The following is a 15358-nucleotide window of genomic DNA, read 5'->3' as shown; positions in this document are numbered from 1 at the left end:
CGGCGGCCTGGGCCTGGCTGGCCGCGGCCTCGGCGCGGGCCGAGGCGGTCCCGGCGGCGGCCGCCGCGGCGGCCTGTCCGTCCTGCGCCGCGGCCAGCTGCTGCTGGAGCTGCTGCATCCGCGCCTCGAGCGCGGCGAGCCGGGCCTCCAGCGCCTGTTCGCGGGCACTTGCCGCCAGCGCCGCCTGCGGGGCGGCCAGCGCGCTGGCTGCGAGCAGCAGGGCTGCCACTTGTGATCTCGCCGTCATCGGCGCCCTCTCCTTCCGTGCCGCGCCCGGCGGGGCCATTGCGGCCTCCGTCCGGACTTTGGTCCCGTTCAGCGGGCTAGCAGGCGCCGGGGCCGTCCACAGGCACGACCATGGTGGCAGTCGTACGACCTAGGTCTAAGTGCTTGTCAGGCCCGCGCGCGCTACGGCACAGTCAAACCGTGAGAGTGCGAGAGGAGCCGAACATGGCCGAGGCCGTCTACCCAGTCCCCGCCGCATGGGCCGCGAACGCCCTGGTCGACGCAGCGCGCTACGAGGCACTGTACCACCGCTCGGTCACCGAACCCGAGGCGTTCTGGGCGGAAATGGGCCAGCGGATCGACTGGATCCGGCCCTATACCACGGTCAAGCAGACCTCCTTCGCCGAGGCCGACTTCGGCATCCGCTGGTATGGCGACGGCACGCTCAACCTCTCCGCCAACTGTCTCGACCGGCACCTGGCGGTGCGCGGCGATTCGGTGGCGATCCTGTGGGAGCCGGACAGCCCGACCGAGCCTGAACGGCGGATCACCTACCGCCAGCTGCACGAACAGGTCTGCCGCTTCGCCAACCTGCTGAAGGCCCGCGGGGTCAAGCGCGGCGACCGGGTGACGCTCTACCTGCCGATGGTGCCCGAGGCCGCCGTGGCCATGCTGGCCTGCGCCCGGATCGGCGCGATCCACTCGATCGTCTTTGCCGGCTTCTCGCCCGAGGCGCTGGCGGGGCGCATCGCCGATTGCGACAGCGCGATCGTGGTGACCAGCGACGAGGGGCTGCGCGGCGGCAAGCGGGTGCCGCTCAAGGCCAATGTCGACGAGGCGCTGACCCACTGCAGCGGGGTGGAGACGGTGATCGTGCTCCGGCGCACCGGCGCCCCGGTGGCGATGGTCGCCGGGCGCGACGTGGACTGGCACGCGGGCGTCGCCGCGCAGAGCGCCGACTGCCCGGCCGAGGAGATGAACGCCGAGGATCCGCTGTTCATCCTCTACACCTCGGGCTCAACCGGCAAGCCCAAGGGCGTGCTCCACACCACCGGCGGCTATGCGGTCTGGGCCTCGCTGACCCACGAGCTGGTGTTCGACTACCGCCCCGGCCAGGTCTACTGGTGCGCCGCCGACGTGGGCTGGGTGACCGGCCATTCCTACGTGGTCTATGGCCCGCTGATGAATGGTGGGACCACGGTGATGTTCGAGGGGGTGCCCAACTTCCCCGATCCCAGCCGCTTCTGGCAGGTGGTCGACAAGTTCCAGGTCGAGATCTTCTACGGCGCCCCGACCGCGCTGCGCGCGCTGATGCGCGAGGGCGACGAGTGGGTGAAGCAGACCAGCCGCGCATCGCTGCGGCTGCTGGGCTCGGTGGGCGAACCGATCAATCCCGAGGCCTGGGAATGGTATCACAAGGTGGTCGGCGAAGGCCGTTGCCCAATCGTCGACACCTGGTGGCAGACCGAGACCGGCGGCGTGATGATCAGTCCGTTGCCCGGCGCCACCGCGCTCAAGCCGGGGTCGGCCACGCGGCCGATGCTGGGGGTCCAGCCGATGCTGGTCGACAACGACGGGACTCCGATCGAGGGCCCGGGCGAAGGCTGCCTGGTCATCGCCGATTCGTGGCCCGGCCAGATGCGCACGGTCTGGGGCGACCACGAGCGCTTCTTCCAGACCTATTTCACCACCTTCGCCGGCAAGTACTTCACCGGGGACGGCTGCCGCCGCGACGCCGATGGCTATTACTGGATCACCGGGCGGATTGACGACGTGATCAACGTCTCGGGCCACCGCATGGGCACGGCCGAGATCGAGAGCGCGCTGGTCGCCCATGCCAAGGTGGCCGAGGCCGCGGTGGTCGGCATGCCGCACGAGATCAAGGGCCAGGGCATCTACGCCTATGTCACCACCAATGCCGGGATCGAGCCCGACGAGGCGCTGCGCAAGGAGCTGGTCCAGTGGGTCCGCCACGAGATCGGCCCGATCGCCACGCCCGACGTGATCCAGTTCGCCCCGGGTCTGCCCAAGACCCGGTCGGGCAAGATCATGCGCCGCATCCTGCGCAAGATCGCCGAGAACGACGTCTCGAGCCTGGGCGACACGTCGACCCTTGCCGATCCGTCGGTGGTCGATAATCTGCTCGCCAACCGCCCCCACCTGGCCGTCACCGCCTAGACGGCCGGCCTGAGGCGCGGACCAGCCGGCGGGGGATGCCATCGAGACGATCCTGATCGCGGACGACCATCCGCTGTTCCGCCAGGCGCTGGCGCTTGCCGTTGCCAGCGTTGCCCCGGCGGCGCGGGTGGTGGAAGCGGGGACGCTGGCTGCCGCGGCGCGCGCGGCGGGCGAAGCCGCCAACCTGCGGCTGATCCTGCTCGATCTCAAGATGCCCGGCGCGGTCGGCTATTCGGGGATCGCCCTGCTCCATGCCGAACGCCCGACTGTGCCGATCCTGGTCGTGTCGAGCGCCGACGGGGCCAGCGCCGCCGACGAGGCGCGGGCCTTCGGCGCGGTCGGCTTCGTGCGCAAGGATTCCGACCTGGCGGTGATCGAGCGCGCCATCGCCCGGGCCCTCGGCGCCGCGGCCAGCCCGGCACCGCCGGCGCCGCCCGACCAGCCGGTCGACACCGTGCGGCGCGAGGTCGCCAATCTCACCCCGACCCAGCTCAAGGTCCTGCTCGCCGTGCTCGAGGGCAAGCTCAACAAGCAGATCGCCTATGATCTGGCGATGAGCGAGGCGACGGTGAAGGCGCACATGACCGCGATCATGCGCAAGCTCGACGTGCAGAACCGCACCCAGGCGGCACTGGCCGCCCGCGCGCTGGGGCTCGACCTGCGGCACTAGGGGGCCAGCTGCGAGCTGGCATGAACCTGCCCGATCGCGCGCGATCATCCGGTGAAAGGTCCCGGCCTCCGCCGGGACGACGGCTTGAGCGCAAGGTCGCTGCGCTGCCCCGCGCTACACCCGCGCCAGGAACGCCTCGATCGCCGCAGGGTCAGCCGGCTTGCCCAGCACCGGCAGGCCGAGCGCAGCGGCGCGGGCAAGCATGGCACCGCCGCGCTCGGCGGTGACCAGCGCCGCGGCCAGGCCGGGGCGCGTCCGCCGCAGCGCAGTGACCAGGTCGATCCCGTCGGCGAGGTCGCCCAGCTGGAAGTCGACCAGCGCGGCCTCGGCCTCGCCGGCCTGCGCGGTCGCCTCGGCCACAGTGGTCGCCGCGAGCGGACGATGCCCCAGCGCGGCCAACAGGGCGGCAGTGGCGGCGACGATGTCGGGTTCGTTGTCGACCACCAGCACGGTCAGGCAGCGGGCCGGTCGCGGCGCCGCCCCGGCCGGCCGGGGCGCGCCGGCCGCCGGAGTCGCTGCCGCCGGCAGGACCAGGCTGAACCGGCTCCCCCGCCCGGGCGTCGAGGCCAGCTCGATCCGCCCGCCGAGCAGGTGCACGATGCGCTGGGCGATCGCCAGCCCCAGCCCGAGCCCCTCGGCCTCGACCGCGCCGAGCCGGGTGAATTCTCCGAACACCTCGTCGTGGCGCTCGGGCGGGATGCCCACCCCGCTGTCGATCACGTCGATGCGCAGGTCGGTGCCGCGGCGCCGCACCCCCAACACGACCCCGCCGCGCGGGGTATAGCGCACCGCGTTGGTCAGGAAGTTCTGCAGAACCGAGCGCAGCAGCCCCGGATCGGTCACCACCGCGCCGCCAAGCGGGCCGAGCCGCAGCGTCAGGCCCTGTGCCTCGGCCAGCGGGCGCACCCCTTCGGCCAGGTCGCGCAGGAAGGTGGTCAGGTCGAGCGGTTCGCACTGCGGCTGGACCCCGCCGGCATCGAGCTTGCTGATATCGAGCAGCGCACGCAGCAGCGCCTCGGCACCGACGATCGCGCGGTCGACCCGCGCCACCAGATCCTGCCGCGCCGTACCCGGATCGCGCGCGAGCGCCGCGGCGAACAGGCGCGCGGCGTGGAGCGGCTGGAGCAGGTCGTGGCTCGCCGCGGCGAGGAAGCGGGTCTTGTCGCGGGTGGCGCGGGCGAGCAGGGCATTGGCGTCGGACAGTTCGCGCGTGCGCGCGCCGACGCGGCTCTCCAGCTCGGCCAGCGTGGTTTCCAGTTCGTCGCGCACCCGCGCCTCGGCGGTGACATCGGTGAAGCTCATTACATAGCCCCCGCCGGGCATCGGCCCGCCGACGGTCTTGATCACCCGCCCGTCGTGGCGCCGCCGCTCGAACGCGTGGGGCATGCCGCGGCGCATGTGCTCGAGCCGCTTGGCGACGTGGAACTCCACCTCGCCCGGGCCGAAATCACCGTGCCGGGCATTGTGGCGGATCAGTTCAGCCACCGGCGTGCCGACCTCGACCAGACCGGGGGGATAGGCGAAGATGTCGAGATAGCGGCTGTTCCAGGCGACCAGGTTCATCTCGGCATCGACCACGCTGATCCCGGCATCGACGTTCTCGAAGGTGGCGGCGAGCAGCTGGCGCGAGAAGCGCAGCGACTGCGCGCCCTCGTCGAGCAGGCGGGTGACATCGCCCAGTGCCATCTGTCCGCCGGCCAGCGCCGAGGCCACCAGGGTGCGCGCCGAGGCCGCCCCCACCACGCGCGCGATCAAGGCGCGGGCGCGCTGGGCCGAGGCGCGGTCGATCGGCTGGCCGTCGCGCGCGGCGGGGAATTCGCGCCCGGCCACCTCCGCGCCGACGAAGCTGGCGACCAGCCGGCGCAGCTCGCCGATATCGCTGACCCCACGGGCGAAGGGGGCGATCCGCAGCCCCGGCCCGGCGCGGGCGCCGCGCGCGGCAAGGAGGCCATAGACCAGCACGTTGGCACCGAGCGACCAGGCCACCCCGTGCGTCAGCGGCGCGGCCTGGCCCACCCCGAACAGCCGGAGCGGATCGAGCGGGCCGTGGCGCAGCGCCGCCAACCAGGGCTCGGGCAGGATCGGCGGCAGGGCCAGGGTGTAGAGCCACAGCGCCAGCCCGACCCCCAGGCTGACCCGTGCGGCCAGCACGTCGCGCCGCCCGGCATAGGTGGCCAGCAGCAGGTGGGGCGAGATCTGCGCCATGGCCGCGAAGGCGACCAGGCCCATCGAGGCGAGCGATTCGCGCGGCGAGACCAGCAGCGCCCAGACCAGCGCCAACCCCACCACCGCGACGATCGACAGCCGCCGGACCAGCAGCATGCGCCGGCCCAGCGCGCCCGGCATGTGGCCCGGTGCCGCGGGATCGGCCTCTGCCCCGCCGCGCCGCTGCAGCGTGGGGAAGATCAGGTCGTTCGAGACCATCGTCGCCAGCGCGGTCGCATCGACGATCACCATCGAGGCCGCCGCGGCGATCCCGCCGAGCAGGGCAAGCACGAGGATGCCGCGATGGCCGGCGAACGCCGGAAGATCGAGCACGAAATTGTCGGGCGCCTCGCCGGCCGGCAGCAGGGTGACCCCGGCCAGCGCCAGCGGCAGGGCCATCGCCGCCATCACCGCGATATAGCCGGCCAGGCCATGGCGCGCGGCGGCGAGGTCATCCGGGGTCCGCGCCTCGACCACGGCCATGTAGAACTGGCGCGGCAGGACCAGCACCGCAAAGACCGAGATGACCATGATCGCCAGGGTCTCGAACGACAGGTGGGCCGGCTCGAACCGCGCGCCGAGGGTGGCGAGCCCGGCCGCCACCTGCGCCGCCGGCGCGGTCAGCAGCAGCCCGGTCGCGAGCGCCGCGACCGCCACCAGCGCAACCAGCTTGAGCAGCGATTCGGCAGCGATGGCGAAGACCAGCCCTTCGCTGCGCCCCGCCAGTTCGAAGCGGCGGGCGCCGAACAGGATCGCGAAAAGCGCCAGCAGCGGCGCGGCGACGATCATCGCCGGCACGCCCACCGGCGCTCCGGTCACCACGGTCAGGGCCTTGCCGATCGAGCGGAACTGCAGCGCGACATAGGGCACGGTGCCGAGCAGGGCGATCACCGTCACCAGCCGCGCCACGATGGGATCGTGGCCGAAGCGCGCGGCGATGAAGTCGGACACGGTGGTGGCCCGCTCCTGCGCCACGGCCTGCGACAGCGCCCGCAGGAAGCGCGGGGCGAACAGTAGCAGCAGCACCGGGGCGAGGTAGATCGGCAGGTAGTTCCACCCGTCGCGCACCGCCGAGCCGACCGAGCCGTAGAAGGTCCAGCTTGAGCAGTAGACCCCGAGCGCAAGGGTATAGGCGCGGTGGCGCACCGCCGGGTGACGCGCGGCCACCCAGCCGCCGCGCTCGACCAGCCCGGCCAGGCCGAACAGGGCGATCATCACCGCCAGTACGAAAAAGGCCGCCCAGTGCCAGCTCATCGGTGCTCCCGTGCGGCAGCCTAGACCGATTCGCGCGCGAGTAAATGCGCCGCACCCGGGGGCGGCGGGACGCAATCGGCGTTGCGCTTTCGCGCCGTTCCGCGCATCCATGGCGCATGACTGACGATGCCAAGCCGCGGGACCTCAGCCCCCGCACGTTCTACAAGGCCGAACAGGAAGCCTCGTTCGCCGAAGCCCACCCCCACACCACGCCGCAGACGCAGGACCCGGCCTATCGCCTGGCTTTCCGCGACACCGACTTCCTGCTGCGCGAGGAACTGCGTCCGGTGCGTTTCCAGCTCGAGCTGCTCAAGGCCGAGATGCTGTTGGAGGAAGCCCGGATCGGTTCGACCCTGGTGGTCTACGGGTCGGCCCGGATCCCGGCGCCCGAACAGGCCGAGGCGGCGCTGAATGCCGCGACGACGCCCGAGCGCCGCGCCGTGATCGAGCGGCTGGTGGCCAAGGCGCCATGGTATGACGAGGCCCGCCAGCTCGCCCGGATCGCCACCGAGGCGGCGGTGGTGGAAAACGGCATGCGCCACTTCGTGGTCTGCTCGGGCGGCGGTCCCTCGATCATGGAGGCGGCCAACCGCGGTGCGGTGGAGGCCGGGGGCGAGACCGTCGGGCTCAACATCCTGCTCCCGCACGAACAGGCGCCGAATGCCTATGTCACCCCGCACCTCTCGTTCCAGTTCCACTACTTCGCGCTGCGCAAGATGCACTTCCTGCTGCGCGCCCGTGCCGTGGCGGTGTTCCCCGGCGGGTTCGGCACCTTCGACGAGTTCTTCGAGCTGCTCACCCTGATCCAGACCGGCAAGATGAAGCCGATCCCGATCCTGCTCTACGGGGCCGACTTCTGGAACCGGGTGATCAATTTTAAGGCCCTCGCCGAGGAAGGCGTGATCAATCCCGCCGATCTCCAGCTGTTCACCCCGGTCGAGACCGCCGCGGAGGGCTGGGCGGTCATCCGAAGGTTCTACGGACTGGACTGAGCGGCCGCCGGCATCGAGCATGCCGCCCTGGTGTGGCGTCGATGCAAGTCAGAGCGAGCCTGGAGCGAAATCCGTTCCGCTTGTATCGGACGGATCGCCCTGGACTTTTGTTTTGCCGAGTTTCCCGGGTCACCAGATGATTCCATCTGGTTAGACAACGCACTAGCGCACCGCGTGATGCCCCAGCGGGCCGTGCCCGGCGCCGAACCCGGGCGCCGCCTCCAGCGCGGCGCGGACGAAGGCGCGGGCGCGTTCTACCGCTTCGACCAGCCCGAGGCCGGCACCAAGGCCGACGGCGATGGCGCTGGCGAGGGTGCAACCGGTGCCGTGGGTGTGGCGCGTGACGATCCGCGGCGCCTGCCACACCACCGGCGCGGCGCCGGGCCGGACCAGCCGGTCCTCGATCGTCGCGCCCTCGGCATCGCCACCCTTGGCGAGATAGGCCACGCCGCGCGCCGCCATGGCCTCGGGCCCACCCAGCGCGGCCAGCTCCGGCACATTGGGGGTGGTCACGGTGGCCCGCCGCATCAGCCGCTCGAAGGCAGCGATGGTCGCGGCATCGGCCAGCACCGCCCCGCTGGTCGCGATCATCACCGGGTCGAACACCACCGGCACGGTCAGCGCCTCGAGCCGGTCGGCGACAAGGTGTGCGATCGCCGGCGCGCCGAGCATGCCGATCTTCACCGCATCGACCCCGATGTCGCTGACGCAGGCCTCGATCTGCGCCGCAATGAGGTCCGGCGACAGCGCCTCGACCGCGCTGACCCCGCGCGTGTTCTGCGCGGTGATCGCGGTGATCGCGCTCATCGCATAGCCGCCGAGCATCGTGATCGTCTTGATGTCGGCCTGGATCCCGGCCCCGCCCGAGCTGTCCGACCCGGCGATGACCAACACGCGCGCGGGGCGGGGCGCGGTCACGCTGGCCCTCGGAACCGGCGCTGGGTCGAGGGCGGGCACTTGGCGTGGTGCGTCTTCGCGCGGGTCGGGCGGTCGAGCAGCTCGCCGCCGCAGTTCGGGCAGAGTTCGTCCAGCCCATCGGCGCATTCGGCGCAGAAGGTGCACTCGAAGCTGCAGATGAAGGCACCCGGCGCTTCAGCCGGCAGGTCGGTGCCGCAACGCTCGCAGTCGGGGCGCATCTCGAGCATCAGGCGGCCGCCTCGGCCACAGCGGCGCAGATCGCATCAACCACCTGGGTGACCTCGCCGGCGTCGTCGCCTTCGGCCATCACCCGGATCACCGGCTCGGTCCCCGAAGGACGGATCACCAGCCGCCCGCGGCCGGCCAACTGGCCCTCGGCCTCGGCGATGACCCGCTGGACCCGCGCATCGGCAAGCGGCTTGCCCCCGGCGAAGCGGACGTTCTTGAGCAGCTGCGGCACCGGGTCGAACAGGTGGAGCAGCTCGCTCGCCCGCTGGCCCGACTGGACCAGCGCGGCCAGCACCTGCAGCGCGGCCACGGTGCCATCGCCGGTGGTGGCGTGATCGAGCAGGATCATGTGGCCTGATTGCTCGCCGCCGACGTTGAAGCCGCCGCTGCGCATCCGCTCGAGCACATGGCGGTCGCCCACCTTGGTGCGCTCGAGGGTCAGTCCGTGGCCGGCCAGGCAGCGCTCGAGCCCGAGGTTGGACATCACCGTGGCGACCACCCCGCCGCCGCGCAGCTCGCCGCGCGCGGCCAGCTGCGTGCCGAGCAGGGCCATGATCTGGTCGCCGTCGACCACGGCCCCCTGTTCGTCGATCACGATCAGCCGGTCGGCATCCCCGTCCAGCGCGATGCCGATGTCGGCCCCGGAGGCGACCACGGTTTCGCGCGCGAGGTCGAGATGGGTCGAGCCGCAGCGGTCGTTGATGTTCTTGCCGTTGGGGCTGACCCCGACGGTGATCACCTCGGCGCCCAGCTCCCAGATCGCCGAGGGGGCGACCTGATAGGCCGCGCCATTGGCGCAATCGACCACGATCTTGAGCCCGTCGAGGCGGACGTTCTCGGGCAGGGCGCCCTTCACCGCGTGAATGTAGCGGCCGCGCGCATCGTCGATCCGGCGCGCCCGGCCGATCTCGGGGGCATCGGCCAGGGCGATGTCCTGCCCCAGCAGCGCCTCGATCGCCAGCTCGTCCTCGTCCGACAGCTTGAAGCCGTCGGGTCCGAACAGCTTGATCCCGTTGTCCTCATAGGGGTTGTGGCTGGCCGAGATCATCACCCCCACGTCGGCGCGCAGCTCGCGCGTGAGCAGGGCGACCGCCGGAGTCGGCATCGGCCCGAGCAGGACCACGTCCATGCCCACGCTGGTGAAGCCGGCCACCATCGCGTTCTCGAGCATGTAGCCGGACAGCCGCGTGTCCTTGCCGATCACCACGCGGTGGCGATGCCCGCCGCGCAGGAAGCGGGTGCCTGCCGCCTGCCCCACCTTCATCGCCGTGGCCGCGGTCATCGCGCCGGCATTGGTGCGGCCGCGGATGCCGTCGGTGCCGAAGTACTGCTTGCCCATGTTCGCTGGTCTGTCCTGTTCGCGGTTTGCGCATTGGCCCTCTAGCGGGCGGTCGCTAATGTCCCCTTAGCAAGCGGCCCATAGCAAACCTCGGGGAACCCGTCATGAGCGATACGAACGACCGGGCCGCGGCAGCCGGCGACAGCGATTTTGCGGCGATGATCCCGGCGGTGCGGATGTCTGCGGGTTGGACCCTGGGCGGGCTGGCGGCGGGCTTCGCGATCGGGCTGGCGCTGGCGGGCACGGCCTGGGGGCCGGGCCTCGCGGCGGGGGTCGAGGCGGTCGGCGGGCTATGGCTGCGCGGGCTGCAGATGGCGATCATCCCGCTGGTGGCCACGCTGGTGGTGACCGGGGTGGTCCAGACCGTGGCCGCGGCCAGCGCCGGGGCCATGGCGCGGCGCACCCTCGCGCTCTTCGTGGTGATCCTGAGCGCCGGCACGGTGATGGCCGCACTGGCCGTGCCCGCGGTGCTCGATCGCATCCCGGTTCCGGCCGGGGCGGCGCTGAGCCTGCGCGGCGCCCAGGCGCCCGCGCAGGCGGTGCCCGGCTTCGCCGACTTCCTCAATTCGGTGGTGCCGACCAACGTGATCGACGCCGCGGCGCGCGATGCGGTGCTGCCCACGGTGCTGTTCTTCATCCTGCTCGCCGCGGCGATCACGCGCCTGCCGGAGCGGCCCCGCCAGCTGCTGTCCGACCTGTTCGCCGCGCTGGCCGCCGCGCTGCTGGTGGTGATCGGCTGGGTGCTGCGGCTGGCCCCGATCGGGGTCTTCGCGCTCGCGCTGGGGGTCGCCGCGCGCAGCGGCACCGAGGCGATCGCCGCGTTGGGCCACTACATCGTGACGATCACGGCGGTGGGCACGGTGGTGATGCTGGCCGGCTACGGCGTGGCGGTCTGGGCCGGGCGGCTGCGCCTTGGGGCCTTCGCGCGGGCGCTGCTGCCGGTCCAGGCCGTAGCCCTGTCGACCCAGTCGTCGCTCGCCAGCCTGCCAGCCATGCTTGCCGCCTGCCGCAGTCTCGGCGTGCGCAGCACCAGCGCCGAATTCGTCCTGCCGCTGGCCGTGGCGCTGTTCCGTGCCACCGGCCCGGCGATGAACCTGGGGGTGGCGATCTATGTCGCCCGGCTGACCGGCGTGGTGCTGAGCCCGGCGGTGCTGCTGACCGGCGTGGTCATGGCCCTGGTCACCGCGCCCAGTTCGGTCTCGCTGCCCGGCTCGATCAGCTTCGTGACCGCGATCGGCCCGATCGCCCTGGCCATGGGGGTCCCGGTCGGGCCGCTCGGCCTGCTCGTCGCGGTCGAACTGCTGCCCGACCTGATGCGCACGCTGGGCAACGTCACCATGGACGTGGCGGTGACCGCGGCAGTGGACCGGGCGACGGCCGACCGGAGCGACGGGGCGGACTGACGCGGCGGGCATGAGTCGCCGCAACGGGCCGCCGGGCGGGCTATCGCGGACCGGCGGCGGCGCGGATCATCCCCGCTGGCGCTGCCGCATCCCTGCCCGGTCCCGTGCGGAGCGGCCATCCTCGGCACGCTGATGCCACTGCCCTGCGCCGTCTCCGCGCAGACCGCGACGCGACCGCCCGCGGGACCGTGAGGACCTATACCGTCGGGGCGGTGGCCGGATGGGCGGCGGCCTCCTCGCCGGCCGCAACCTCGGGCAGGCGCGGGAACAGCGGCTCACCGAACAGGAAGCCGACCAGGTTGGGCTTGCCGAGGTGGTCGAAGGTGGCCAGCAAGACGAGCAGCAAGGGCACTGACAGGATCGCGCCGATCGCCCCCCAGATCCAGGTGAAGTAGCTGAACGAGAACAGGATCAGCACCGGATTGACGGTGAAGCGGCGACCCAGCACGGCCGGGGTGATGACATTGGCCTCGACCGTGTGCAGGGCGAGATAGGCCAGCGGGGCGACCAGCGCGAGCGGCACCGTGCCGAAGGTGACAAGGCTCACCAGGGTCAGCGCGCCGATCATGGTCAGCGGGCCGATATAGGGCAGGAAGTTGAGCAGCGCGGCGATCCCGCCCCACATGATCGGGGCGTTCCAGCCGAGCAGCCAGGCCCCCCCGGCGGTGACCAGCCCGACCCCGAGATTGATCAGCGCCACGGTGAGGATGTAGGTGCCGACGCGGTCCTGGATCTCGCGTAGCAAGCTGGCGGCCTTGCGGGTCGACCCGGGGCTGGTGCGCTCCTCCAGCAGGTGGCGCCGCAGCCGACCGCGCGATTCGATCATGAAGAAGGTCATCAGCAGGGTCAGCAATGTCTCGAGCACCACGCTGGGGGTGGCGATGGCAAGCTGCTCGATCAGCGAGGGCGCGGCGACCACCACCTCGCGCGAGGCCGGCGGACGGCCGGAGATCCGCGCCACCGCGCGGTTGACGTCGTTGATCCAGTCGAGGTTGTTGCGCAGCCGCGCGATCTGCTGGCTGGCGCGGGTGAGCATGCCGGGAAAATCGTCGAGCAGCGCGATCGCCGGCTGGAGGATCAGCGCCACCACCACCAGCAGCACGGCGATCAGCAGGAACACTGCCAGCATCGACGCGAGCACGTTGGGCAGGCCCAGCCGGCTGAGCTGGGCGGCGAGCGGAGTGAGCACGAGCGACAGGACCAGCGCCGAGACCAGCGGCAGGAACACCGCCGCGCCGATCGACAGGACAAAGGGCAGGGCCAGGAACAGCCCGATCCCGAGCATGGCCACCAGCGTGGAGATCAGCCGCAGCTCCTGCGCCGCGAAGACCGCAGGCGGGGTGGCGCGGGGATCGCCAGCGAAGATCTGGTCGGCAGCGTCGGGACGGGTGGCGGGTAGCATGGTCAGGTGCGGACCCTAGGGCAGGTGCCACGCCGCGCAAGGGGGTGATTGGCGCAGACGGGGTGGTCCGGGCCGGAGCTCAGTCGAGCGAGCCACCCTGCGAGACATGGGCGAGATCGGTCATGATCGCGGTGTGCGCTACCGCATCGCCGTCGCTGCGGCGCGGCAGGTCGCCGGTTTCGATCATCCGGGTCAGGGTGGCACGGGCGCGGCCGACGCGGCTCTTGATCGTACCCACCGCGCACTTGCAGATTTCGGCCGCTTCCTCGTAGCTGAACCCCCCGGCGCCGACCAGCAGCAGCGCCTCGCGCCGCTCGGGCGGAAGGGTCAGCAGCGCGCGGTGCATGTCGGATAGGTGCAGCGGCGCCTCCTGCCCGGCAGGGGCGGTCAAGATGCGCTCGGCCATGCCCTCGTCGTACTCACCACGGAAGCGGTTGCGGCGCATGTCGGTGAGATAGGCATTGCGCAGGATCACGAAGGTCCAGGCGCGCATCGAGGTGCCCGGCTCGAAGCGCTCCTGCGCGGCCCAGGCCTTGAGCAGGGTCTCCTGGACCAGATCGTCGGCCACGTCCGGCCGGCCGCACAGACCCCGGGCAAATGCGCGGAGATGGGGGATTACTGCGGTCAGCTCGCGCTTGAACGCCAGCCGGGCCACCTCGGGACGGTGGTTGCGCGGATGGCCATCAAGCGGGGGCACGGACGGATCGGCACCTTCGGGGGCGGCCCGGTGGTTCAGGTCCGATGTCTTCGCAATGGTCATTTGCTGCTTTCATCAAGCTTGGACAGCAGGTCTGCGAAGCTGCCGGGCAGAGGTTCGTTGAGGACCGAATCATAGAGCTGCCGCAGCCCCTCCGCCCATTCGGGCTGGGTCCGCTTCGCCTCTCGTTGCGCAGGTCGCATCGGTCGTTTGGCCTTGTCCTTGGTCATCGTGATTGCGTGACGTCCCTGTTTCACCGCGTCCCGACCGGACGCCGTCCCCCTCTATGCCAGCTTCGCGCGCTGTGGTGATCCGGAACGAAAATCGCCGCGTGTGGTTCCCGCCACGCCAAGGCTGAAGGCCTGGCTCACTGAAACGCAGACCGGGCTTGGACCAGGTTCGGCGGTGTCAGGGGATCGGGTGGAGCGAATTGTTGCGCAGCAGGTGCGCGCGCAGCGCGTGTCCCTGCGCTTCCCCCGCACGATCCCGGCGGGGCTGTTCCTGCTGGTCACCCGGCACGCGGCCGAGGACCACGCCACACCGGCCTGGTTCGAGGAGCAGGCGGCGATCCGCGCGCTCGCGACCAACGCCGCGACGCATGGCGCATTGAGCGCGCCCGGCGGCGAAGTGGCCGTGGACTCGGCTCTGGTCGCCGACCGGCCGCGCGAGTTCGGCACCGAGCTGATCGACAAGATCGTCGCTGACGAGCTGCGCAACCCGTTGGACCCGCGGTTCGGGCGGGCCGCGGTGGAGCGCATCCTGATGGTGCCGGTACGCGGACCTGCCAGGTTCCAGACGCGCGCGGGCGCGCGCGCCGCCCGGCGGAGCCGCATGCGGCGGGTCAGCCGATCGGACGGCTCGAGTTGAAGAACAGCGCCTGGCTGATCGCTGCCCGGACCGTCGCTTCCTGGAACGGCTTGGTGATCAGGTAGGTTGGTTCAGGACGGTCGCCGGTCAGCAAACGCTCGGGATAGGCAGTGATGAAGATCACCGGCACGTCCTCGAGCCGGAGGATGTCGTCGACCGCGTCGAGCCCGGAACTCCCGTCGGCCAGCTGAATGTCGGCCAGCACCAGCCCGGGCTGGCGCTGCGCGACGACCTCCTGCGCCTGGGTGCGGGTGGCGGCGGTGCCGCAGATGTCGTGACCGAGCGCGTGGACGAGGTCCTCGAGCTGCATCGCGATCAGCGGCTCGTCCTCGATGATGAGGACGCTGGCGGTCGATTCGCGGTCGATCTCGGCGATCGCCGCCTGGATCAGGGCGTCGACCTGACTGACCTCCAGGTCCATGACCGCCGCGGCATCCTCCACCGAGAAGTCTTCGAGCGTGGTCAACAGCAGGGCCTGACGATTGAGCGGAGTGACTGCGGCCAGCCGTCGCTGGGCGGCCAGCTCCAGATCGCCGCTGCCCACCGGAACCTCGACCGCTACCTCCATGCAGGCGCTTGACCAGACCTTGTTGAAGGCCCGGTAGAGCGGCACCCGCCCCCCGCCGAGGCTGCGCTGCAGCTCGGGATCGCCAAGCGCGGCCTCCAGCGTGGCGCGCACGAAGGCGTCGCCGGTCGTCTGCGATCCGGTCAGGGCGCGGGCGTAACGCCGCAGATAAGGCAACTGGGCAGCAACCTGTGTGCCGAGCGTCATTCAAACCCCTTCCCGCTTGGGCATGCCAGTCTGCTGGAAACGACCCAGCCTGGCATCGGTTCCCGATTTCGGCGCTGGCCGGCGCGGCGGCAAGCCGCGCCTGCGCCATTCGCGGCGGGCCGTGCGGCACGTGCCGGTGAGGCGCCGCCTTCGCCCTCCGGCCGCGCGACCCGATCCGGCCACGGCCCGACAAAAAACGTGCGGGGAA

At 71.5% G+C, this 15358-nt stretch carries 13 protein-coding genes and 1 pseudogene; 5 read left to right on the top strand and 9 right to left on the bottom strand.

The window, feature by feature from the left end:
- Nucleotides 1-247: pseudogene (locus tag H7F53_RS12600) on the bottom strand (hypothetical protein); the annotation flags it as partial.
- Between the two features lie 203 nt (nucleotides 248-450).
- On the opposite strand from H7F53_RS12600, the gene acs reads away from it, so the two are divergent.
- Both acs and H7F53_RS12590 read left to right on the top strand, forming a co-directional pair.
- A complete protein-coding gene (acs, locus tag H7F53_RS12595) occupies nucleotides 451-2403 on the top strand; it encodes an acetate--CoA ligase (protein WP_185679844.1) in 1953 nt (650 codons plus the stop codon).
- Between the two features lie 40 nt (nucleotides 2404-2443).
- Nucleotides 2444-3073, top strand: a complete 630-nt coding sequence (locus tag H7F53_RS12590) for a LuxR C-terminal-related transcriptional regulator (RefSeq protein WP_185679853.1) — start codon at nucleotides 2444-2446, stop codon at nucleotides 3071-3073.
- Between the two features lie 114 nt (nucleotides 3074-3187).
- On the opposite strand, the gene H7F53_RS12585 is transcribed toward H7F53_RS12590, so the two are convergent.
- Complete coding sequence (locus H7F53_RS12585) at nucleotides 3188-6532, bottom strand: PAS-domain containing protein (RefSeq protein ID WP_185679843.1); 3345 nt, start codon at nucleotides 6530-6532, stop codon at nucleotides 3188-3190.
- A 116-nt stretch (nucleotides 6533-6648) separates the two neighbouring features.
- On the opposite strand from H7F53_RS12585, the gene H7F53_RS12580 reads away from it, so the two are divergent.
- The gene (locus tag H7F53_RS12580) at nucleotides 6649-7524 is read left to right on the top strand and encodes an LOG family protein (RefSeq protein WP_185679842.1); all 876 of its coding nucleotides are present in this window, start codon (nucleotides 6649-6651) and stop codon (nucleotides 7522-7524) included.
- A gap of 162 nt (nucleotides 7525-7686) precedes the next feature.
- On the opposite strand, the gene thiD is transcribed toward H7F53_RS12580, so the two are convergent.
- Genes thiD through glmM form a run of 3 tightly spaced genes read right to left on the bottom strand, consistent with a single transcriptional unit; the run spans nucleotide 7687 to nucleotide 10009 of the window.
- Nucleotides 7687-8442: a bifunctional hydroxymethylpyrimidine kinase/phosphomethylpyrimidine kinase gene (gene thiD, locus H7F53_RS12575; protein WP_185679841.1), complete on the bottom strand. Its 756-nt coding sequence runs from the start codon at nucleotides 8440-8442 to the stop codon at nucleotides 7687-7689.
- A complete protein-coding gene (locus tag H7F53_RS12570; RefSeq protein ID WP_185679840.1) occupies nucleotides 8439-8669 on the bottom strand; it encodes a DUF1272 domain-containing protein in 231 nt (76 codons plus the stop codon). The genes thiD and H7F53_RS12570 overlap by 4 nt, the downstream gene beginning before the upstream one ends.
- Nucleotides 8669-10009 carry a phosphoglucosamine mutase gene (glmM, locus tag H7F53_RS12565; protein WP_185679839.1) on the bottom strand — a complete coding sequence of 447 codons (1341 nt, stop codon included), beginning with the start codon at nucleotides 10007-10009 and terminating at the stop codon, nucleotides 8669-8671. Before glmM ends, H7F53_RS12570 begins: the two co-directional genes overlap by 1 nt.
- A gap of 104 nt (nucleotides 10010-10113) precedes the next feature.
- Here glmM and H7F53_RS12560 point away from each other — a divergent pair, with 104 nt between their 5' ends.
- Nucleotides 10114-11412: a dicarboxylate/amino acid:cation symporter gene (locus H7F53_RS12560; RefSeq protein ID WP_185679838.1), complete on the top strand. Its 1299-nt coding sequence runs from the start codon at nucleotides 10114-10116 to the stop codon at nucleotides 11410-11412.
- Nucleotides 11413-11608: 196 nt separating this feature from the next.
- On the opposite strand, the gene H7F53_RS12555 is transcribed toward H7F53_RS12560, so the two are convergent.
- The 3 genes from H7F53_RS12555 to H7F53_RS12545 form a co-directional block, all read right to left on the bottom strand.
- The gene (locus H7F53_RS12555; protein ID WP_185679837.1) at nucleotides 11609-12814 is read right to left on the bottom strand and encodes an AI-2E family transporter; all 1206 of its coding nucleotides are present in this window, start codon (nucleotides 12812-12814) and stop codon (nucleotides 11609-11611) included.
- 79 nt (nucleotides 12815-12893) lie between these two features.
- On the bottom strand, nucleotides 12894-13574 hold the full coding sequence (locus tag H7F53_RS12550) for a sigma-70 family RNA polymerase sigma factor (RefSeq protein WP_185679836.1): 681 nt from the start codon (nucleotides 13572-13574) through the stop codon (nucleotides 12894-12896).
- Complete coding sequence (locus H7F53_RS12545; protein WP_185679835.1) at nucleotides 13571-13741, bottom strand: NepR family anti-sigma factor; 171 nt, start codon at nucleotides 13739-13741, stop codon at nucleotides 13571-13573. Before H7F53_RS12545 ends, H7F53_RS12550 begins: the two co-directional genes overlap by 4 nt.
- Nucleotides 13742-13931: 190 nt before the next feature.
- On the opposite strand from H7F53_RS12545, the gene H7F53_RS12540 reads away from it, so the two are divergent.
- Nucleotides 13932-14378, top strand: a complete 447-nt coding sequence (locus H7F53_RS12540; RefSeq protein WP_185679834.1) for a hypothetical protein — start codon at nucleotides 13932-13934, stop codon at nucleotides 14376-14378.
- Here H7F53_RS12540 and H7F53_RS12535 read toward each other — a convergent pair.
- Nucleotides 14353-15150 (bottom strand): response regulator, encoded by a 798-nt coding sequence (locus H7F53_RS12535; RefSeq protein ID WP_185679833.1) that lies wholly within the window; start codon nucleotides 15148-15150, stop codon nucleotides 14353-14355. The genes H7F53_RS12540 and H7F53_RS12535 overlap by 26 nt on opposite strands.
- Nucleotides 15151-15358: the final 208 nt, after the last annotated feature.

Origin of the sequence: Novosphingobium piscinae, from assembly GCF_014230355.1 — a bacterium.
Lineage (GTDB): Bacteria > Pseudomonadota > Alphaproteobacteria > Sphingomonadales > Sphingomonadaceae > Novosphingobium > Novosphingobium piscinae.
This window is presented reverse-complemented; position numbering and strand designations above follow the sequence as displayed.

Coding starts and splice junctions, on each gene's coding strand:
- H7F53_RS12560 (WP_185679838.1), top strand. CDS start 10,114: ATGAGCGATACGAACGACCGGGCCGCGGCAGCCGGCGACAGCGATTTT.
- H7F53_RS12555 (WP_185679837.1), bottom strand. CDS start 12,814: ATGCTACCCGCCACCCGTCCCGACGCTGCCGACCAGATCTTCGCTGGC.
- acs (WP_185679844.1), top strand. CDS start 451: ATGGCCGAGGCCGTCTACCCAGTCCCCGCCGCATGGGCCGCGAACGCC.
- H7F53_RS12535 (WP_185679833.1), bottom strand. CDS start 15,150: ATGACGCTCGGCACACAGGTTGCTGCCCAGTTGCCTTATCTGCGGCGT.
- H7F53_RS12585 (WP_185679843.1), bottom strand. CDS start 6,532: ATGAGCTGGCACTGGGCGGCCTTTTTCGTACTGGCGGTGATGATCGCC.
- H7F53_RS12570 (WP_185679840.1), bottom strand. CDS start 8,669: ATGCTCGAGATGCGCCCCGACTGCGAGCGTTGCGGCACCGACCTGCCG.
- glmM (WP_185679839.1), bottom strand. CDS start 10,009: ATGGGCAAGCAGTACTTCGGCACCGACGGCATCCGCGGCCGCACCAAT.
- H7F53_RS12580 (WP_185679842.1), top strand. CDS start 6,649: ATGACTGACGATGCCAAGCCGCGGGACCTCAGCCCCCGCACGTTCTAC.
- H7F53_RS12550 (WP_185679836.1), bottom strand. CDS start 13,574: ATGACCATTGCGAAGACATCGGACCTGAACCACCGGGCCGCCCCCGAA.
- H7F53_RS12545 (WP_185679835.1), bottom strand. CDS start 13,741: ATGACCAAGGACAAGGCCAAACGACCGATGCGACCTGCGCAACGAGAG.